The organism is Agrococcus sp. Marseille-Q4369, assembly GCF_018308945.1.
In the GTDB taxonomy this organism is placed as follows: domain Bacteria; phylum Actinomycetota; class Actinomycetes; order Actinomycetales; family Microbacteriaceae; genus Agrococcus.
In genome coordinates, this window is record NZ_CP070501.1 from 2,453,705 (window position 1) to 2,473,836 (window position 20,132).

The following is a 20,132-nucleotide window of genomic DNA, read 5'->3' on the forward strand; positions in this document are numbered from 1 at the left end:
GAGGACCATGACCACGCTGCCGAGCCAGTCTCGCGTCACGCTGAACCTGCTGACGAACCTGACGCTCCGCGAGATCCGCAGCGAGTACAAGCGAACCGCGCTCGGCCGTCTGTGGTCGCTCGTCAACCCGCTCGCGCAGATCGCGGTCTTCTCGGTCGTCTTCGGGGTCATCCTCCGTGTGACCGCGGAGCCCGGCACGAACTCGGGCGTGGACTTCTTCCCGCTCTGGATCGGCATCGGCGTGATCTCCTGGGGCTACATCAGCGGGTGCATCCGCGCTGGCATGAACGCCTTGCTCTCGAACGCGGGACTGCTGCAGAAGGTCGCACTGCCGCGCTGGGTGCTCGTGCTGTCGAAGATCCTCTCGCTCACCTTCACGTTCCTGATCGAGCTGCTCGTGATCGCGGTGATCATGGGCGCGATCGGCGGCTGGCAGATCCTGCTGACCCTCCCGCTCATCGTCCCGCTCGTGCTCGTCACAACTGCCTTCGTCCTCGGCATCGGGCTCATGCTCTCGGTTGCGACGGTGTACTTCCGCGACATGGAGCACCTCTGGAGCATCGTCTCGCAGATCTGGATGTACGGCTCCGGGGTCATCTTCCCCGTCGCGTTCGTCGCTGCCGCACAGGAGCGGATGGACGCGGCCGGCTACTCCATCTTCGGCGCTTCCGTCCCCCTGCTGGCCGCGTTCCAGCTCAACCCCGCCGAACGGCTGCTCAGCATGTACCGCAACATCCTCTACGACTTCGCGATGCCGAGCCTCGGTTCGTGGCTGTACGTCTCGGTCTGGGCTGCGGTGCTGCTCGGCCTCGGCTTCCTGATCTTCAACCGGTTCTCCCGCAACATCGTCGAGGAGCTGTGATGGCGAACTCTGCCGTGAGCGTGCGCGACGTCTCGAAGACGTTCCGCGTCTACCACGATCGCAACCAATCGCTGAAGGCGACCGTGCTCAAGCGCGGTCGCGCGAAGTACGAGGAGTTCTGGGCGCTGCGGGACGTCTCGCTCGAAGTGCCGGAGGGCGTCACCTTCGGCCTGCTCGGGCGCAACGGATCCGGGAAGTCCACGCTGCTCAAGTGCATCGCGGGGATCCTCACGCCCAACTCGGGCTCGATCTCCACGCGAGGCCGCGTCGCCGCGATGCTCGAGGTCGGCTCGGGCTTCCATCCGGAGCTGTCCGGCCGCGAGAACATCTACCTCAACGGCTCGATCCTCGGGATGACCAAGCAGGAGGTGGATCGCAAGCTCGACTCGATCATCGACTTCTCGGGCGTCGAGCGCTTCATCGACCACCCGGTGAAGAACTACTCGTCGGGCATGTACGTGCGCCTGGGCTTCGCGGTCTCGATCCACACCGACCCCGACCTGCTCCTCGTCGACGAGGTGCTCGCGGTGGGGGACATGGACTTCCAGGCGAAGTGCCAGGAGAAGTTCGCGGCGCTGAAGCGCGATGGCAAGACCGTGGTCGTCGTCTCGCACGACATGGGCACGATGCGCTCCTTCTGCGATCAAGCGGCGTGGCTCGATGGCGGCGTCGTGCAGGACATCGGGGAGTCGGGGCGGATCGTCGACGAGTACGCCGACGCGAACCACGCGGTGCACCAGATCGAGGGCGATGTCAAGCGCTACGGCAGCGGTCGGGTGCGGTTCACGGGCGCGGCGGTCATCGATGCGTCCGGCGAGCCGACGACCGAGCTCCACCCCGGACAGCCCTTCACGCTGCGGCTCTCGTACACCGCGCCGGAGCCGTTCGAGCGCCCCAACTTCTCGGCGACCATCAACACCATGCACGGTCAGCGCCTGTGGGCCATCATCGGGCAGGATCGGGGCTTCGTGCCGGAGCGACTCGAAGCAGGCGAGGGCACGGTCGACATCGCCGTGGACGGCTTGCCGATCGGGCCGGGGGAGTACGAGATCGGATGCGATGTGCGCGAGATCGACGACCCGAACCCCGCAGACAACGTCAAGGCGATGACGAAGTTCGCCATGGGCAGAGCCAGGCAAGAGACCTACGGGGGCATCCTCGCGGTCGAGTCGCGCTTCGTCGACTTCACGACGGGCACGACCGCCGGCCGCGCAGTCACGTGACGCCCGCAACCGCAGGCCGCGAGCCCCGCAGGCCTTGGCGACGGCTCGTCGCGCTCATCGCAGTGCCCGTCGCGATGGTCGTCGCGCTGCTGTCGTGGGCTGTGTCGTCCCCGCCCGGCTCGAGCCCCGACGACGACTTCCACATGGCGAGCATCTGGTGCGCGGGCGGACCGGTCGACGACCGGTGTGAGATCGTCGACGACGATGCTCGGCTCGTGCCCGACGCGATCTCGCCGGTCGCGGCGTGCTACGTGTTCGTCCCCACGAGCGCGGGTGCGTGCCCGGTCCGCGAAGGGGTCATGACGCCGACCGATCGGGGCAACTGGGTCGACGAGTCGTACCCCCCGCTGTTCTACAGCGCGATGAGCGCCTTCGTGAGCGACGACATCCAGACTTCCGTGGTGCTGATGCGGGCTGCGAACGCGGTGCTCTACGTCGGCGTGATGGTGCTGCTGCTCTTGCTGCTGCCGCCCGCGCTGCGCCCGGTCCTGACCTGGGGTGCCGCGATCTCGATCGTGCCCCTCGGCATGTTCCTGGTGCCGAGCGTGAACCCGAGCTCCTGGGCGCTCATCTCCGCGTCGGGGCTCTGGCTCGCGACGCTCGGGTGGTTCCGGCAGGAGGGCTGGCGGCGCTGGGCGCTCGGCGCTCTCGCCGCAGCGCTCCTCGCCATCGGCGCGGGGGCACGGTCCGACGCAGCGATCTACGCGGTGCTCGGCTTCGGCGCGGCATCGGTGCTCGCGTTCGAGCCCGCGCGGCGCTACGCGATCCGCCTCGTGCTGCCGATCGTGCTCTCGGTCGCCGCGGCAGCCGCCTACTTCTCGACCGGGCTGTCCGGGTCGATCGCCGAGAACGCCGCCTCCAACGAGGGCCTGTTCGAGCGCAGGGCGCTCGCATTCGACAACCTGCGCCAACTACCCGACCTCTGGATCGGTGTGTTCGGCGACTTCGGGGTCGGCGGTCTCGGCTGGCTCGACACCGACATGCCGGCGGTGAGCTCGATCACGGCGGCAGCACTCTTCGCCGCGATCGCGTTCGCAGGACTGCGACGCGGCGGTGTGCGCAAGTGGATCGCGCTCGCCGGGGTCGGTGCGGCGCTCGTGGTGCTGCCGATGTACATGCTGCTGCTCAACGACGTCCGCGTGGGCGAATGGGTCCAGCCCCGCTACATCTTCCCGATGGTCATCATGATCGGGGGACTCGCGCTCGTCGAAGTGCCAGGCCGACGGCTGGAGCTCGGCCGTCCGCAGATCGTCCTTGCCGCGGCTGCGCTCACCCTCGCGCACAGCATGGCGCTGCACGCCAACCTGCGCCGGTACGTCACGGGTGTCGACGTCCTGGGGTTCAACCTCGATCGCGCCGTCGAGTGGTGGTGGGCGACCCCTGTCTCGCCGATGACGCTTTGGGCGGTCGGGTCGCTGGCGTTCGCCGCCGCGGTCGCGACGCTCGTCGCCGTCGGGTGGCGCGGCGGCTCGTCGGCTGCCGCTGCGCGCGCGCACGCCGTCGCGTCAACGCCACCGGCCGCTGGGGCGGACACGGCGGCCGCGGAGGGCGCCGGGGACGCGCGCCCCGCTGCGCCACCGGCTCCCCTGCGAGGTGAGCGAGCACCCGCGTGATCGAGCGGCACTCGCTGGCATGCAGGCCGGCGCGCTCGTCCTCGAGTACGTTTGACGCATCTATCAGGTCACGTCAAATGGGGTTCGTATGCGGTCCGTCCGACTTTGGAGCGCTCTCGCGGCGATCTTCGCGTTGACAACGACGCTGCTGGTCGCCCCGCCGGGAGGCGCGCCGCGGGCAGCGGCGGCGACCGCCGCGGACTTCGATCCGGGCAACCTCATCAGCGACGAGAACTTCTTCGACGGCGATGCGATGAACGCCGACGCCGTGCAGTCGTTCCTCGACGCGCAGCTGCGCAGCTGCACGGCCGGCTACACGTGCCTCAAGGGCTACTCGCAGGCGACGCCGGCCATGGGCGGCACCGCGCGCTGCTCCGCTCTGCCCGCCATGGGCTCGGCGAGCGCCGCCACGATCATCGCTCGCGTGGGCGCGGCGTGCGGCATCAGCCAGAAGGTGCTGCTGGTGCTGCTGCAGAAGGAGCAGAGCCTCGTCACCGATCCCGACCCGACACAGCGCCAGTTCGACCGCGCCACAGGATTCGCCTGCCCCGACACAGCGCCGTGCGACTCCTCCTTCGGCGGGTTCTTCTACCAGGTGTACTACGCCGCCCGGCAGTTCAAGGTCTACTCGGCATATCCCGCGAACTACAACCACATCGCGGGCCGCTGGAACCAGGTGCTCTACCACCCCAACGCCGCGTGCGGCTCGTCGCCCGTCTTCATCGCGAACCAGGCGACGGCGGGACTCTACAACTACACGCCATACCAGCCGAACGCCGCCGCCCTGCGAAACCTGTACTCCACGGGTGACGATTGCTCCGCGTACGGCAATCGCAACTTCTGGCGGATGTGGAGCGATTGGTTCGGCAACCCGGCCGGCCCCTCCGGGCCGCCCTTCGGCAGCCTCGAGGCGGTCAAGGTCGATCGTGACATCGCCGAGGTGTCGGGCTGGGCGATCGATCCCGACGTTCGGGAGCCGATCGACATCCACGTCTACGTCTCCGGGCCGCAGGGCCGCGTCGGCACCGCGGGCGTCGCGAACCTCACGCGCACCGACGTCGGCAACGCGCATCCGAGCTACGGGCCGCAGCACGGCTTCTCGATCGACGTCTCGATCCCCGCCGGGCAGAGCGAGGTGTGCGTCGCGGCGATCAATCGGGGCGCGGGCCAGGACACGTGGCTCGGATGCCGCACGGTCACCGGCGTCGCAGGAACGGGACAGTCGGGCCCGCCGTTCGGCAGCTTCGAGGGCGCGCGCGTCGACGCCGATCTCGTCGAGGTGTCGGGCTGGGCCATCGACCCTGACGTCCTGGGTCCGGTCGACGTGCACGTCTACGTCTCGAACACCTCGGGTCGCGTCGGTACCCCGACCGTCGCGGACAAGCCGCGTCCAGATGTCGCGCGCGTGCATCCCGCCTTCGGTCCGAATCACGGCTTCTCGGTCGAGGTGCGCGTGCCCGCGGGGCAGAGCGAGATCTGCGTGGTGGCGATCAACCAGCGGGTAGGCCAGAATGTCTGGCTCGGCTGCCGAACGGTGGTCGGCGAGCCCGGAACGGGCCGAACCGGTCCGCCTTTCGGCAGCTTCGAGGGTGCGCGCGTCACCGGCGACATCGCGCGCGTCTCGGGTTGGGCGATCGATCCGGACGTCACGCGCCCGATCGAGATCCACGTGTACGCGTCGGGCTCGAACGGCCGCGTCGGCACGAGCACGATGGCGAACCTCGAGCGCGCCGACGTCGCCCGGGCGTACCCGGTGTTCGGCGCGCAGCACGGCTTCTCGGTCGACGTGCGCATCTCGCCTGGTGCTGGTGAGATCTGCGTCGCCGCCATCAACCAGCGCGCCGGCCAGAACACGTGGCTCGGGTGCAAGCCGGTCACGGGTCCGGTGGTGACCGGGCAGTCCGGGCCTCCCTTCGGCAACCTCGAGGCGGTCAAGGCGACGCCGACGGGGGCCGAGGTGAGCGGCTGGGTGATCGACCCCGACACCGCCGCGCCGACCGACGTGCACGTGTACGTCAACGGCCGGGGCGTGCCGCCGGTGCGCGCCGACGGCGCCCGCGCCGACGTGGCGCGGATCTACCCCGTCTTCGGAGCGAATCACGGGTTCTCGACGACCCTCTCGCTCGCCGCGGGCGCGCACGAGGTGTGCGTCTTCGGGATCAACATTGCCGGCCCCGGCGGCAACGTGCTCCTCGGCTGCCGCACCGTCACGGTCGCGGCACCCGCTCCGCCTCCTGCGCCCTCGCCGCAGCCGGGCGTGAACCCGTTCGGGAACTTCGAGGCGGCGACGGTCTCCGGCGCATCCGCCTCGGTGTCCGGCTGGGCACTCGACCCCGACGCGGGACAGGGACCGATTGACGTGCACGTGTACGTCACGAGCTCGACAGGTCGGGTCGGCACCGCGACGGTGGCCAACCTCCCGCGCGCCGACGTGGGGCGCGCCTACCCCTCGTACGGCTCAGCTCACGGCTTCGGCGTCACCGTTCCGATCGGAGCGGGCAGCAACGAGATCTGCGTGGCCGCGATCAACAAGGGCGGCGGCTCGAACGTCTGGCTGGGCTGCCGGACCGTCCGCCGCTAGGGCAGGCAACCAGACAGCCGCCTCGAGGCGCGGCGGGCCCGGAGCACGGCGCCCGCCGCGCCGCCGGGGCCGCCGGGGCCGCCGAGTTGTTCTTTCCCGTGACGTGGTGTGGGCGTTGCATGGGGTGAGGCCGCCGATGCCGGTTTGGGGTCGGTGGTGGTTGTAGTGATGCAGCCAGGTCGGGTAGGCGGCTGCCGGTGTCGCATCTGAGAGGTAGGTCTGGGCGTACGCCCATTCCTCTTCGAGGGTGCGGTTGAAGCGTTCGGCCTACGGGCGGGTACGCGCGCGCCCTGCGATGCCTCACGTCTTCGCCCGGGGGCCTTTGAACGCGTGGGAGCGGTAGCACGAGCCGTAGTCGACTATCACGGCCGTGACCTGGATGCCGAGCGATTCGCAGTGCGCTCTCTCGCGCCACGAATCCGGCCACGGTGTCCTTCCTCTCATCGTCGAGGCCTTCCGAGTAGGCGATGCGGGTGTTGTGGTCGACCGCGTGATGCAGGAACGCGTAGCCGAGCCTCCGCTTGCGGTTGTTGCGGTTGCCGACTGTGCGGCCGAGCTTGCGGGGCCCACCGCCATAGAGGATGCGGCCCTGCTACTTGATGTCGACATGGACCGGCTCGCCCGGACGCGAGAACCCGTAGCGGACCGGCCTGAGCTTGCGCACTGGCAGGCCGATTGTCTGGCCGATCGTGCGTAGCAGCGGCATCTTGAACCGCGCCAAGATCCGGCCGACCGTCGAGCAGGCCACGCCCAGGCGGTAGCCGATCCGGTGCGGTCCCCAGCGGCGGTTGAAGCGCACGCTGATGATGCGACCCTCCATCCTCGTCGGGACCCTACCCGGTGAGCGGTGCGAGCGCGAGGAGCGGTCCGTTATCAGCTCGCCCGCCCGGTACTGGCCGACCTAGCGGCGCGCGGTCCCGGAGACGCACTGGAAGCGATCGGCGACCCGCTCGACCGGCCAGCTCTGATCCACGACCAGGCCGCTCAACTGGCGTCGCGCGAGCGGTAGAACAGCACGCGGTAGCTGCGGCGCATCGCAGACCGAGGGAGGGCGCGGAAGGCCGAGCGAGCGACGAGGTTGAGCCAGGATCGCGGTCGCGATACCAAGCCATATCCCACCAGGTTCCGCTGCATGAGGCGCTCCGCTCGGAACATGCCCGGCGCGGTGCGGCGGCTGAACATGGCGTCCCCGGCTCGGAAGAGCAGCAGTGGCTCAGCGAGGTTTCGGAAGACGGATCCGTGCGCGAGCAGCCGCGCGAAGAGGTCGTAGTCCTCCATGAAGGGGACGGACCGGTAGCCGCCCACCGCGACGAGGTGCTCTCGGCGCATAACGACGCTCGGGTGGTTGATGGGATTGTTCATCCGGGCGTAGCGGACGATCGCGTGATGGTCGAGCGGCAGCGATCGCATGCCGACCACGTTCGTCGGGTCGCCGTCGAACTCGCTCACCGCAGAGCCGATGACGTCGATGCCACCCTCCCGGAGTGCCGCCATCTGCGTCGCCAACCGGTGCGGGACCGAGATGTCGTCGGCATCCATGCGCACGATCCAGGGGTAGCGCGCGACGTCGAGGCCGGCTTGCAGCGCTACGGCCAGCCCGCTGTTCTCGGCCAACGCGACCCGCACGAGCGGTATGTCCTTGCCCTGGTAGCTGTCGAGCACGCGCCGCAGGGGTTCCCCGAGGGGGCCGTCCTCGACGAAGACGATCTCGTCGGGGGCCAGCGTCTGAGAGAACATGCTCTCCAGCGCCTCAGCCAAATGCGCCGGCTCCGCGCGGTGATACGCGGCCATCAGCACCGAGGTTCGCCAGTCTTCCACTTATCGGTTCCCGTCCCGCTGCGCGATTGCAACAGCATGCCATGCTAGCCCGAGCAGCGGCCCGGCGAGCAGGGCGACGATGGTGCGAGCCGTCACGTCGAGCGGCAGCAGCATGAGCAGGGCGAGCGTCGCGATCGTGGCCGCCCACCAGCCGAGCACGTAGGCGCCGTGGCGGTCGTGCGCGAGGGCCGCCGCGCCCGAGAGGAAGAGCGCTGCGGTGGTGCCGGAGGCGAGCGTGAGGCCGGCGAGGTGCACGCCGGGCACGTCGAAGCCCTCGCCCATGAACGCGAGGATCGGCGGGCCGACGAGCCAGGCGGCCGCAGCCCCGAGCGCCGCGATGCCGAGCACCGCGGCGACCGGGAGCGCGAGCGCGCGCGACCTGGCCCCGCGCCGGTCGGCGAAGTAGACCACGATCGCGTTCTGGAAGGAGGTCAGCGGCACGAGCAGCGGCGCGCGCGTGAGCGTGACCGCGAGGATGAGGCCCCCGAGCACCCGTGGATCCTCGGCCGCCGCGGTCGCCTTGAGCAGCACCGGGAAGCCGACGACGAGCGCCGCGGTCGCCGACGCCGCGACCATCGCCTGGAGCACGCGCGAGAGGAAGGGGCGGAGCGCCACGTCGGCGCGCAGGCGCAGCGCGTCGCGGCACGCGGGGGAGAGGGCAACGAGCAGCAGCCAGGTGAGCGATCCGCACACCGTCGCGACGAGCAGGCCGATCTCAGGCAGGCCGAGCAGCGCCGCGGCGAGCGCGACGACGAGCCGGAGCGCGGCGTCGATCGTGAGGAGCGCTCCGTAGAGCCCCCATCGCCCGGCGCCGGAGAGCGCGCCGCTCAGCGCGGCCTGGAGCGTGAAGCTCGCGATCGCGGCCGCGAGCAGGCCGACGCCGACGCCGGTGTGCTCCGGCACGAGCCGCTCCGCCCACGCGGGAGCCGAGAGGAGCACGGCGAGCGCGACGGCGGCGCCGACGACCGTCGCGACGATCGCGGGTCGCGCGCCGCCCGGCCGCTCGGATCCGAGCGCCGCGTGCACGGCGCGGGTCGACTCGTGCATGAGGCCGTTGACGATGCCGGTGAGCGCGAAGAAGGCCGACCAGTAGACGGCGAAGACGTCGTACCGCTCCGCGCCGAGGCTCCTGGCGGCGATGAAGAGGACGAGGTAGCCGGACGCGGCCGAGAAGACCGTCGCGCCCGCGACGCCCGAGAGGCCGGACCTCGCGGCGGTCGTCATGCGCCGTCGGCGCCGCGCGAGCGAGCGGAGGCGAGGCGCGGTCCCATGCGTGCCAGCCTACGTCGCGACCGCGCCGGTGCGGCGCGGCGCTCGCCGCCCGCCCGCCGGTAGACTGCCCGGGTGGCAGCAGGAGGCGACTTCGACGGTGCGCCGCTCGCGACCCCCGAGATCGCTCGCGGCACGTGGCTCGTCGTCCCGCTGTACAACGAGGCGCCCGTCATCCGTGAGGTGATCGAGCACACGCGCCGGACGTTCCCCAACGTCGTGTGCGTCGACGACGGCTCGTCCGACGGCTCCGCCGACGAGGCGCGGGCGGGCGGGGCGCACGTCGTGCGGCACGCCATCAACCTCGGGCAGGGCGCCGCGCTGCAGACGGGCATCCGCTACGCGCTCCAGGACCCGGGCGCGCGCTGGATCGTGACCTTCGATGCCGACGGCCAGCACCGCACGGAGGATGCGCTGCGCATGGTCGAGCGGCTGCGGGTCGAGCCGCTCGACATCGTGATCGGCTCGCGGTTCCTCGACGGGCGCACGAAGCCGGGGCTCGCCAAGCGGCTCGTCCTGCGGACTGCGGTGATCTTCCAGCGCGTCACGAGCGGCGTGCGGCTCACCGACGCCCACAACGGCCTCCGCGCGATGACGCGCGAGGCCGCCGGACGCATCCGCATCACCCAGAACCGGATGGCGCACGCCTCCGAGATCGTCGACCAGCTCGGCGAGCTCAAGCTGCGCTACGCCGAGGAGCCCGTGCACGTCATCTACACCGACTACTCGCGCTCGAAGGGCCAGTCCCTCTGGAACTCGGTCAACATCCTCAGCGAGCTCATCTTCAAGTAGGGCGGGAGCATGGACACCGGCAAGATCGTCATCCAGATCATCCTCATCATCGGGCTCGCGGTGCCCGCGGTCATCCTGGTGCTCCCGACGAAGGGCGCGCGCGGGCTCGCGATCCGGCGGCTGACGATGCTCGCGGCGCTCGTCGTCGGCATCATCGCCGTGATCTTCCCGTCGCTGGCGAACGCGGTCGCGAACGCCGTGGGCGTCGGCCGCGGCGCCGACCTGCTGCTCTACGGGCTCATCATCGTCTTCATCGGCTACGGACTCTCGACCTCGGCACACCTGCGCAGGGTCGACCGGCAGGTCTCGGAGCTCACGAGAGAGCTCGCGATCGCCGAGGCGCGGCCGCCGGCACCGAGCTCGACGGGCGTCGAGGAGCGCTGAGCGCCGCGGCGCGGCCGGGCAGGAATCGCCCACCCGCGCCCACTACGATCGGCTTCCTGCCACTGGACGGAGATCCATGCCGAGAACCATCGTGCTCATGCCGACGTACGACGAGCGCGAAGCGCTGCCGGTCACGGCCGATCGGCTGCTCACGGCCGTGCCCGACGTCACGCTGCTCGTCATCGACGACGGCAGCCCCGACGGCACGGGCGACGTCGCAGATGCGATGGCGACCGCTGACGCGCGGGTGCGCGTGCTGCACCGCTCGAGCAAGCAGGGCCTCGGCGCCGCGTACCTCGCGGGCATGCGGCTCGCGATCGACGAGGGCTTCGACCTCGTCGTCGAGATGGATGCGGACGGCTCGCACCCCGCGGACGCCCTGCCCGCGATGCTCGCGGCCGCTGAGCGCGCCGACCTCGTGATCGGCTCGCGCTGGGTGCCCGGCGGCGGGATCGTCGACTGGCCCGTCCACCGGCAGCTCATCAGCCGCGCCGGCACGCGCTACGCGCAGCTCGCGCTCGGCATCGACGTCGCCGACATGACCGCGGGCTACCGCGTCTACCGCGCCGAGCTGCTGCGCGAGATGCTCGCGTGCGAGATCTCGAGCCAGGGCTACTGCTTCCAGATCGACATGACGCGCCGCGCGGCCGACCTCGGCGCGCGCATCGAGGAGGTGCCGATCACCTTCCGCGAACGCGAGCTCGGCCGCTCGAAGATGTCGAGTGGCATCATCGCGGAGGCGCTCGTGCGCACGACCGCGTGGGGCATCGGCCGGCGCTTCGGCCAGCTGCGCTCGAGCGCCGAGGCGGTCAGGCGAACGCCGACGCTCCGGTGATCGCCTTCCCGACGATGAGCGAGTTCATCTGCGCCGTGCCCTCGTAGGTGTAGATCGCCTCGGCGTCGACGAAGAAGCGAGCGACGTCGTAGTCGGTGACGATGCCGTTGCCGCCGCACACCTCGCGGCACCACGCGACGACCTCGCGCATCCGTGCCGTGGTGAAGGCCTTGGCGAGCGCCGAGTGCGCGTCGCCCTGCCTGCCCTCGTCGAGCATGCGCGAGACCTGCACGCACAGCGCGATCGACGCGGTGATGTGCCCGAGCGACTTCGCGAGCAGGTCCTGCACGAGCTGGTGCGCGGCGATCGGCTTGCCGAACTGCGTGCGCTCGGTCGTGTAGCGCACCGCCGCCTCGTAGGCGCCGATCATGACACCGACGGCGCTCCACGCGACCTCGGCGCGCGTGAGGCGCAGCACGCGCGCGGTGTCGCGGAAGCTCGCGGCGCCCTGCAGCCGCATCGACTCCGGCACGCGCACGCCGTCGAGCACGATGTGGCCGTTCTGCACCATGCGCAGCGCGATCTTCCGCTCGATCTTCGAGACCGAGTAGCCCTCGCTCGACGTGGGCACGATGAAGCCCTTCACCTCACCGTCGGCGACGTCGCGCGCCCAGACGATGACGACATCGGCGTGCGTCGCGTTGCCGATCCAGCGCTTCTCGCCGTCGAGCACCCACTCGTCGCCCTCCCGGCGCGCGGTCGTCGCGAGGCCCTTCGACGCATCCGACCCCGAGAGCGGCTCGGTGAGCCCGAACGCGCCGATCACCGAGCAGTCGGCGAGCCGCGGGAGCCACTCGGCGCGCTGCTCGGGGGAGCCGGCGACGCCGATCGAGCCGGCGACGAGGCCGTTCTGCACGGCGGCGAAGGTCGAGACGGATGCGTCGATGCGGCTCATCTCGAGCGCGATCCAGCCGCGGTAGACGGCGGAGTTCTCGAACCGCGCCGACTCGGCCCACGCGGGGCCGACCACGCCGAGCGCGGCGATGCCGGGGATGAGGTGCATCGGGAACGCGTCGGCGTGCCAGTGCTCGTCGATCTCGGGCCGCACGCGCGTCTCCATGAACTCGCGGATCTCCGCGAGGGAGGCCTGCTCGGCGTCGGTGAGGTCGTTGGCGAAGCCGTAGAAGTCGCTCTCGAGCGGCGTGAAGGTCATGGTGCTCCCGTCAGGATCAGCGGTCGCTCCGCACGCTAGGCCAGCGGCGGGCCGTCCGGTCGGCCGTTGGTAGCCTCGACCCAACTGTGCCCGAAGGAGCCGCCCCCGTGCTTGTGCGCATCACCAACGAGCCCCGCGACTACGCGTGGGGCAGCGCGTCGGCGATCCCCGACTACCTAGGCACGCCGACGACGGGGCGGCCGCAAGCGGAGCTGTGGCTCGGCGCGCACCCCGGCTGCCCCTCGCGCGTCGACGGCCGGCCGCTCGACGAGGTGCTCGACGACGCGGGCGCCCCGCAGCCCGGCATGCTCCTGAAGGTGCTCGCCGCGGCGGCGCCGCTCTCGCTCCAGGCGCACCCCGACGCGGCGCAGGCCGCTGAGGGTTTCGCGCGCGAGGACGCGGCGGGGCTCGCCCGCGACGCCCCGACGCGCACCTATCGCGACCCGCACGCGAAGCCCGAGCTCCTCGTGGCGGTGACGCGCTTCGAGGCGCTCAGCGGGTTCCGCCCGCTCGAGCGCTCGCAGCCGGTGCTCGACGCGCTCACCTCCATCGACGAGCGGGTCGCGCCGTTCGCCGACCGGGCGCGGGCATCGCTCGAGGACGCGGTGGGGTGGATGCTCGCCGGCGGCGACGAGCCGCGCTCGGTCGCGCGGGCGATCGTGTCGGCCGCGGAGCGGCTGCCCGCGGCCCTCGAGTCTGAGCGCGACACCGTGCGCCGGCTCGAGGACGCGTCGCCCGGGGATCCCGCGATCGCGATCGCGCTACTGCTGCACCGCCTCTCGCTCGAGCCCGGGGAGGCGCTCTTCCTCGCCGCGGGAAACCTGCACGCCTACCTCGAGGGCCTCGGGATCGAGCTCATGGGGCCGAGCGACAACGTGCTCCGGGGCGGCCTCACCTCGAAGCACGTCGATCGCGACGAGCTCCTGCGCATCCTCGACTTCACGCCGCTCGACGACCCGCGGCTCGCTCCCGTCGAGCTGCCCGGCGCGACCGGCTGGAAGCCGGCCGCGCCCTTCGAGCTGCGGCACGTGCACGGCCGGCACCGCGCGTCCGCGGCGCAGGCGATCGTGCTCGCGGTCGCGCCGCTCTCGATCGCCGCTGGCGGCGAGCGGCTCGAGCTCGCGCGCGGCGAGGCCGCCTTCGTCTCGGTGGCGGGCGACCTCGAGCTCGAGGGCGACGACGGGTGGGCGGCGCTCTCGGGCGCGGCCGAGCCCGCCCCTAGGATCGCCGCATGACCCTGGGACGCCGTGCGCGCCTGGCGGGACCGGTCCTGGAAGCGCGCCCTCGTGCCGGTCGTTCCGCGGGCGCGTCGGGCGCTGCCACGGCGGCCGCAGCACCGCGACACGCCGCGGCGCGGCCGCCCTCGGCGACACGCCACGCCTATGATCGCCGACTTGACGCGGCGCGAACTACACCGATGTAATTGTCCTCAGCGGGCCCGGCCGGGGGCCGCAGAACCGGGGGACGCCATGCGAGAGGGACAGCAGCGCAACGACGCGCCGACGCACCGACAGCACTCGATCACGAACGGTGCGCTGCACCGCCCGATCCCGACCGACTGGTTCGTCGATCCCGTCGAGCTGGGCGTGCCCGGGGTGCGTCACGCCGAGGTCGACAGCGCGCTCGCCTGGCAGGCCGACGCCCTGTGCGCCGAGACCGACCCGGAGGCGTTCTTCCCGGAGAAGGGCGGCTCGACGCGCGACGCCAAGCGCATCTGCGAGTCCTGCGAGGTGCGGGCCGAGTGCCTCGAGTACGCGCTCGAGAACGACGAGCGCTTCGGCATCTGGGGCGGGCTCTCCGAGCGCGAGCGCCGGAAGCTCCGCAAGCTCGCCTGATCGCGCTGCAGCACCCCGTCGCGGCTGAGCCCGCGAGCCTCGCATGGCACGATGGGTCGGTGCCCAATCAGCGCCGCCGCGCCCTCCTCGCCACCTGGGTGGTGGTGCACGCGGCGGCGGGGGATGCGGTGCGCAACCTCATCGGCTACCCGGCATGGGGCGTCCTCATCGTCGCGTCGATCGCCTGGGTCGTCGTCGAGCTCGTGCTCCTGCGCGTGCGGCTCTCGCGCCTGCCGAACTCGATCGCGATGTTCACGGTGCTCGCGGTCGTCTCGGCCACCTGGGCGATCTCGCCCGGAGCGAGCCTGCTGGGCTCGATCGGGCTCATCGGGATGGTCGCGAGCGCCATCTTCATCGCCGCCCTCCCGTACCGGCTCATCCTCGCGGTCTTCCACTGGAGCCTCCAAGGGCTCCTTCTCGCATCGCTCGCCTTCGAGCTTTTCGTGTCGCTCGCGCTATCCGGCCCGCTGTTCCCGCTCTGGTCGGACTACCCGCCCGGGACTACAGCGGAGTTCTCCTGGTCGAGCGGGCTGCTTCTCCAAGGCGGACGCATCCAAGGGGTGATGGGCAACGCGAACCTGCTGGCCATGCTCGCACTCGTGGCGCTCGTAGTCGCGGCCTGTCGCGCTATTGCAGGGATGGACCGGCTATGGCCGATCTGGATACTCCTCCCGATCGGGATGCTCGTCCTCGCGCGCAGCGCGACCGTCACCTTCGCCCTTCTCGCGGTCGCGATCATCGGCGGCCTCATCGCCGCGTGGGTGCGCTGGCGGGGCGCTGCGTTCTACCGGATCTTCGCGATCGTCATCGCGGCAGGGCTCGTCGCGCTCGGGCTCATCATCGCGAACTGGGCGCACGTCGCCGACTTCCTCAACCGCGACGCCGACCTCACCGGCCGCTTCGACATCTGGGGGCGCGTCGTCGACCTCGCCCTCTCGAGCCCCGTCGTCGGCGTCGGCTACCTCGGCTACTGGCAGCCGTGGGTGCCGCCGTTCCACGTGCTGGGCCGCGTGGGCGACGTCGCCTACCTGCAGGCGCACAACGTGTGGCTCGACGTCTTCCTCCAGCTCGGCATCGTCGGCGTCATCCTGTGGGCGGCGATGCAGTGGCGCGCGATGGTCAACTGCCTCGGCGCGATGTACCGCTCGCGCCCCGAGGAGTACGCGATGAACGCGGCGCCGCTGCTGCTGTGGGTCGCGTTCTTCGTGCAGGGCCTCGCGGAATCCCGCCCGTGGCTCGAGTACGGCATGATCCTGCTCCTCATCCTCACGATCGGGCGACGTCGGCGCGAGATCGTGCCGCGCGCGCCGAAGACGGTCGCGATCGGCACCATCGGCTGACCGATCGCGCGGCACACCGGCCCCAACCCGCCGGCACGGAGAGCCGCGCGCCTAGCCTTGCCGGGTGCATCCGAGGGTCTTCGCCGTGCTCGCGACCAGCAATGGCGCCGAGTACCTACCGGCGACCCTCGACGCGATCGCGGCGCAGCGCGTTGCGCCCGACGCGCTCATCGCCGTCGACGGCGGATCGAAGGACGCCTCGCGGCGGCTGCTCGAGGAATCGAGCGCGCACAGCGTCGTCATCGCACCGAGGCTGCCCTTCGGGCAGCTCGTCGCGCGCGGCGTCGGAGCGCTCCCCCCCGCCGAGGCGGGCGACTGGCTCTGGCTGCTCGCACACGACGCGGCGCCGCATCCGCGCGCGCTGCACGCGCTGCTGAGCCACGTCGAGGTGCACGAGAGCGTCGCGCTCGTCGGGCCGAAGGTCATGCGCGCCGACGACCCGGACCGATTCGCCGAGTTCGGCGAGTCGATGACGCGCTTCGGTCGCAGCCTGCTGCTGCGCGAGGGTGAGCTCGACCAAGGGCAGCGCGACGACGATTCCGACACGCTCGGCGTCGCCGAGACCGGCATGCTCGTGCGGCGCGACGTCTTCGACGCGCTCGGCGGGTTCGATCCCGTGCTGCGCTCGATCGATGCCGGCCTCGACCTCGGCGTGCGCGCGCGGCTCGCCGGCCATCGGGTCGCCCTCGAGTCGCGGGCGCGCGTGCGGAGGGCAGGCGGCCCCGAGCACTTCGCGGCGCGCGCGGTGAGCGACGCGCAGCGCGTCGGCACGGCGCGGCGCGCGCAGCTGCATCGGCGGCTCGCCTACGCGAACCCGCTCGCGCTCGTCGTGCACTGGCTGCTGCTCGTACCGCTCGCGGTGCTGCGCACGATCGGCCACCTGCTCGCGAAGCGGCCCGCCGCGGTGCTCTCGGAGTGGCGCGCGACGCTCGCGACGCTCGTCTCGATCGCGCCCGTCGCCCGGGCGCGGCGCCGCATCGCGCGGTCGCGCACCGAGCGCTGGAGCGCGCTGCGCGGGCTCCGCGTACCGTGGCGCGCGATGCGCCTCCAGCGGCGGGCGGTCGGCGACCCCGAGCGGATGCGCGCGGTGCCCGACGAGCGCGTCGGCTTCGTCGAGGGTGCGGGGCTCTGGGTCACCGCGCTCGCCGTCGTCGTCGGGATCGTGCTCTCACCGCAGCTCATCACGGCGGGTGCCGCGACCGGCGGGTCGCTCCTGCCGCTCTCGAGCTCCCTCGGCGAACTCTGGGGGAGCGCGCTCGGCGGGCAGCGCGATGGGCTCGGCGCCGTCGAGGGCGCGGCCGACCCGTTCGCGCTCGTGCTCGCGCTGCTCGGCTCGCTGACCCCGTGGCGCCCGTCGACCGCCATCGTCCTCCTGCTGCTGCTCGCCCCGGCGATCGCCTCGGTCGTCGGCTTCTTCGCCGCGCGCAGGCTGACGCTCTCGCGCTGGGCCCCCGCGGTCGCCGCCGCCGTGTGGGCACTCTCGCCGACCCTCCTGCTCGCCATCACCGAGGGCAGGCTCGGCGCCGTCGTCGCGCATGTCGCGCTGCCGCTCGCCGTCACCGGGATGCTGCGTGCACACCGCTCGTGGCGCGCCGCTGGCGCCGCCGCCATCCCGCTCGCGCTCGTCGTCGCGAGCGCGCCGGTGCTCGCGCCCGCGCTGCTGCTGCTCGTCGTGCTCGCCGCGTGGCTCGGCTGGCGCTCGCCGCTGCGGCCGCTCGTCGCGGCGCTGCCCGCGGCCCTGCTCATCGCCCCGATCGTCGTCGAGCGCTGGCGCGCCGGCGTCCCGCTCGCGGCGCTCGCCGACCCCGGCGTGCCCTTCCGGAGCGAGCCGCCCACGGCGGTCGAGGCGGCGCTCGCCGCGCCCGACGGCACGCTCGCGAGCCTCGAGACGGCCGTCTCGGGCCTCGCGCCCGGCGTCGACGCGGGCTGGATCGCGCTCGTCCTGCTCGCGCCCCTCGCGCTCGCGGCGCTCGCGGGCGTCGTGCTGCGGCCGGCGCGAGCGTGGCCGGCCGTGGTGCTGCTCCTCGCGGGCTACGGCACCGCTGTGCTCGCCTCCCGGCTCGCGGTCACGACGCTCGAGGGCGAGAGCGTCGCGGTGTGGGCAGGGCCCGGCGCGTCGCTCATCCTGCTCGCCCTCGTCGTGCTCGCGGCGATCGCGGTCGACGTCGACGACCGCGTCGGCGCCGTGCCGGGCGGCATCGTCGCGCTCGCGGCAGTCGCTGCCGCGCTGCCCGTCGTCGCGAGCTCGTTCCTCGCGCCGGCGACGGTCGTGCCCGCGCCCGAGCGCCGCATGCCCGCGTTCGTCGACGCCGCGGCCGCCGAGGATCCGGGCGTCGGCACCCTCGTGCTGCGGCCGCTCGCGGAGGACGTCCTGCTGGTGCACGTCGAGCGCGGGACGGGCGAGACGCTCGACCGGGTCTCGACCGCCGAGGGCACGCGCGAGCGTGCCGACGAGGTCGAGGCGGAGCTCGCCCAAGCGGCGGTCGACCTCGCCTCCGGCGCCGACGTCGACGTGTCGGCGCTGCTCGACGAGCACGCGATCCGCTTCGTGCTCGTCGAGCAGGAGCGCGAGGGAGCGGCGGGGCTGCACGACCGCGCCCAGCGCTCGCTCGACGCCCGCGGCGACCTGCAGGCGATCGGCGAGACGGAGGCCGGCCTGCTCTGGCAGCGCACAGAGGCGCCGGCATCGGCGCCGGCGCCGGTGCCCGCGTGGGCCAGCTGGCTGCTCGCCGCCCAGCTCGGGGCGATCGCGGGCGCTATCGTCGCCGCGCTGCCGTCGCTCCGGCGCGGAGCGCGCGTGCGGACGAAGCGGCTCGAGGGAACGGGGGCATGGCAGTGAGCGACCGCGACGGGCCCGGCGCGATCGACGACTCGCAGGAGTTCGACGACGACTCGCCCATCGGCGACGACGCGGAGCCGCGCCACCGCGCGCCCTCGCCGGAGGAGCTCGCGGTCGAGGCCGAGGCACCCGCCGCGGCCGGCGACATCGCGACCGACGTCGCGCTCACCGACCGAGAGGCCGCCGCCAACGACGCCGTCGCGAGCACCCGTCGCGTCGAGCGCCGCGACGTGCTGCGCTGGGTCGGCAGGGCCGCCGCGGGGCTCGGCGCGGCCGTGCTCATGGCGGGCGCGGTGCTCGGCGCCGGCGCGCTGCCGCCCGAGTCCCTCGAGGTCACCGAGGCGCCCGTCACGCACGTGCAGCCCTCCTCGCCGCTCCAGTCGCGCGTGTGCGCCGGACCGGCGCTGCGCGTCGGCACGAGCGACGGCAGCGATGCGCTCGCGCTCTCGACCGTCGCCGAGCCGGAGGTCGCGATCGGCAGCCTCGGCGGCGAGATCGCGCAGCAGCGGCTCTCGGTGCCGGGCCGCGACGACATCTCGGGCGGCACCGCGATCGCCCAGCGGGGCGAGCCGACGACGCTCTCGGCCGCGCAGTCGCTCCCCGTCGACGTCGACGACGTGCGCGGCCTCGCGGTGAGCGAATGCGGCGAGACGCGGCTCGACCAGTGGCTCGTCGGCGGCTCGACCCGCACGGGCAGGCAATCCACGCTCACGCTCGCCAACGCATCCCAAGTGAGCGCGAGCGTCGACGTGACGGTCCACGGCCCCGAGGGCCCGGTCGAGTCCGTCGGCTCCACCGGCATCAGCGTGCCGCCCGCCTCGCACGCCGTGCTCGACCTCGCCGCGATCGCCCCGGGCGTCGACGACGTCGTCGTGCACGTCGTCTCGACGGGCGCGCCCGTCTCCGCGCACCTGCAGCAGTCGACGACTCGCGGGCTCGAGCGCGGCGGCTTCGAGATGGTCGATCCCGTCTCGGCGCTCACGACCGCGCTGCTCCCCGGCTTCGCCGTGACCGAGGCGACGGGCATCGAGACCCAGTCGGGCTTCGACGACGCCGTCCCGACGCTGCGCCTGCTCTCGCTCGAGGGCGGGCAGGTGCGGGTCGTGTTCGAGGCGGAGGACGGGTCGGTCATCGAGTCAGAGGGCGAGCTCGAAGCCGGCCGGGTCACCGACTTCCCGCTCGAGGAGATCCCGGCTGGCATCACCACCATCCGCGTCTCGGCAGACAGCCCGATCGTCGCCGGCGCGCGGCAGGTCGCGATCGCGGCGGACGGGAACGACTTCGACTGGGTCGCGGGCGGACAGCCCCGCTCGGGCAGCGCGGCGATCGCGGTGCCGCCCGGTCCCGGCGCGACGCTCCACGTCGTGAGCGCGTCGGAGGAGCCGCAGCAGATCACCGTCGACGGGCGAGCGGTCGAGCTGGGCTCGCTCGGCGTCCACCGGCAGCCGGTCGAGCCCGGCTCCGTCGTCGTGGCGGGCGAGGCGCTCGTCGTGAGCGTGGGGTACCGCGACGGCAGTCGGGTCGCGGGCTTCACTGCGAGCCCGCAGGGGCCGACGGCGGGGGGCGTCACCGTCGTGCACTGAGCGCG

The 20,132-nt window shown here is 72.4% G+C and carries 15 protein-coding genes and 1 pseudogene; 12 read left to right on the forward strand and 4 right to left on the reverse strand.

Features of this window, described 5'->3' with window-relative positions:
• Positions 1-7 precede the first annotated feature (7 nt).
• The 4 genes from JSQ78_RS12315 (at position 8) to JSQ78_RS12330 (ending at position 6,279) form a co-directional block, all read left to right on the forward strand.
• Positions 8-862: an ABC transporter permease gene (locus tag JSQ78_RS12315; RefSeq protein ID WP_211447957.1), complete on the forward strand. Its 855-nt coding sequence runs from the start codon at positions 8-10 to the stop codon at positions 860-862.
• Positions 862-2,085, forward strand: coding sequence for an ABC transporter ATP-binding protein (locus tag JSQ78_RS12320; RefSeq protein ID WP_211447959.1), 1,224 nt, complete (start codon positions 862-864; stop codon positions 2,083-2,085). Before JSQ78_RS12315 ends, JSQ78_RS12320 begins: the two co-directional genes overlap by 1 nt.
• On the forward strand, positions 2,082-3,698 hold the full coding sequence (locus JSQ78_RS12325) for a DUF2142 domain-containing protein (RefSeq protein ID WP_211447961.1): 1,617 nt from the start codon (positions 2,082-2,084) through the stop codon (positions 3,696-3,698). The genes JSQ78_RS12320 and JSQ78_RS12325 overlap by 4 nt, the downstream gene beginning before the upstream one ends.
• A 133-nt stretch (positions 3,699-3,831) precedes the next feature.
• Entirely contained in the window at positions 3,832-6,279 is a 2,448-nt protein-coding gene (locus JSQ78_RS12330; protein ID WP_211447963.1) for a hypothetical protein, read from the forward strand.
• 120 nt (positions 6,280-6,399) lie between these two features.
• On the opposite strand, the pseudogene JSQ78_RS12335 reads toward JSQ78_RS12330, so the two are convergent.
• The 3 genes and pseudogenes from JSQ78_RS12335 to JSQ78_RS12345 form a co-directional block, all read right to left on the reverse strand.
• Positions 6,400-7,267 (reverse strand): annotated as a pseudogene (locus JSQ78_RS12335) (integrase core domain-containing protein); the annotation flags it as partial.
• Positions 7,264-8,097, reverse strand: coding sequence for a glycosyltransferase (locus tag JSQ78_RS12340; RefSeq protein WP_211447965.1), 834 nt, complete (start codon positions 8,095-8,097; stop codon positions 7,264-7,266). The gene JSQ78_RS12340 and the pseudogene JSQ78_RS12335, both read right to left, overlap by 4 nt.
• Positions 8,098-9,321 carry a hypothetical protein gene (locus JSQ78_RS12345; RefSeq protein WP_211447966.1) on the reverse strand — a complete coding sequence of 408 codons (1,224 nt, stop codon included), beginning with the start codon at positions 9,319-9,321 and terminating at the stop codon, positions 8,098-8,100.
• A gap of 120 nt (positions 9,322-9,441) precedes the next feature.
• Here JSQ78_RS12345 and JSQ78_RS12350 point away from each other — a divergent pair, with 120 nt between their 5' ends.
• The 3 genes from JSQ78_RS12350 (at position 9,442) to JSQ78_RS12360 (ending at position 11,377) form a co-directional block, all read left to right on the forward strand.
• Positions 9,442-10,158 (forward strand): glycosyltransferase family 2 protein, encoded by a 717-nt coding sequence (locus JSQ78_RS12350; protein WP_249295701.1) that lies wholly within the window; start codon positions 9,442-9,444, stop codon positions 10,156-10,158.
• A gap of 9 nt (positions 10,159-10,167) precedes the next feature.
• Positions 10,168-10,542, forward strand: coding sequence for a DUF2304 domain-containing protein (locus tag JSQ78_RS12355; RefSeq protein WP_211447968.1), 375 nt, complete (start codon positions 10,168-10,170; stop codon positions 10,540-10,542).
• A 76-nt stretch (positions 10,543-10,618) separates the two neighbouring features.
• The gene (locus tag JSQ78_RS12360; protein ID WP_211447970.1) at positions 10,619-11,377 is read left to right on the forward strand and encodes a polyprenol monophosphomannose synthase; all 759 of its coding nucleotides are present in this window, start codon (positions 10,619-10,621) and stop codon (positions 11,375-11,377) included.
• On the opposite strand, the gene JSQ78_RS12365 is transcribed toward JSQ78_RS12360, so the two are convergent.
• On the reverse strand, positions 11,352-12,530 hold the full coding sequence (locus JSQ78_RS12365) for an acyl-CoA dehydrogenase family protein (protein ID WP_211447972.1): 1,179 nt from the start codon (positions 12,528-12,530) through the stop codon (positions 11,352-11,354). The genes JSQ78_RS12360 and JSQ78_RS12365 overlap by 26 nt on opposite strands.
• Positions 12,531-12,616: 86 nt before the next feature.
• Between JSQ78_RS12365 and manA the strand changes: the two genes are divergently transcribed.
• The 5 genes from manA (at position 12,617) to JSQ78_RS12390 (ending at position 20,127) form a co-directional block, all read left to right on the forward strand.
• Positions 12,617-13,765 (forward strand): mannose-6-phosphate isomerase, class I, encoded by a 1,149-nt coding sequence (manA, locus tag JSQ78_RS12370; protein ID WP_211447974.1) that lies wholly within the window; start codon positions 12,617-12,619, stop codon positions 13,763-13,765.
• A 234-nt stretch (positions 13,766-13,999) separates the two neighbouring features.
• Positions 14,000-14,365 (forward strand): WhiB family transcriptional regulator, encoded by a 366-nt coding sequence (locus JSQ78_RS12375; RefSeq protein ID WP_211447975.1) that lies wholly within the window; start codon positions 14,000-14,002, stop codon positions 14,363-14,365.
• A gap of 59 nt (positions 14,366-14,424) precedes the next feature.
• The gene (locus tag JSQ78_RS12380) at positions 14,425-15,705 is read left to right on the forward strand and encodes an O-antigen ligase family protein (RefSeq protein ID WP_211447977.1); all 1,281 of its coding nucleotides are present in this window, start codon (positions 14,425-14,427) and stop codon (positions 15,703-15,705) included.
• A gap of 64 nt (positions 15,706-15,769) precedes the next feature.
• Entirely contained in the window at positions 15,770-18,544 is a 2,775-nt protein-coding gene (locus JSQ78_RS12385; RefSeq protein WP_211447979.1) for a glycosyltransferase family 2 protein, read from the forward strand.
• On the forward strand, positions 18,535-20,127 hold the full coding sequence (locus JSQ78_RS12390) for a DUF5719 family protein (protein WP_211447980.1): 1,593 nt from the start codon (positions 18,535-18,537) through the stop codon (positions 20,125-20,127). The genes JSQ78_RS12385 and JSQ78_RS12390 overlap by 10 nt, the downstream gene beginning before the upstream one ends.
• Positions 20,128-20,132: the final 5 nt, after the last annotated feature.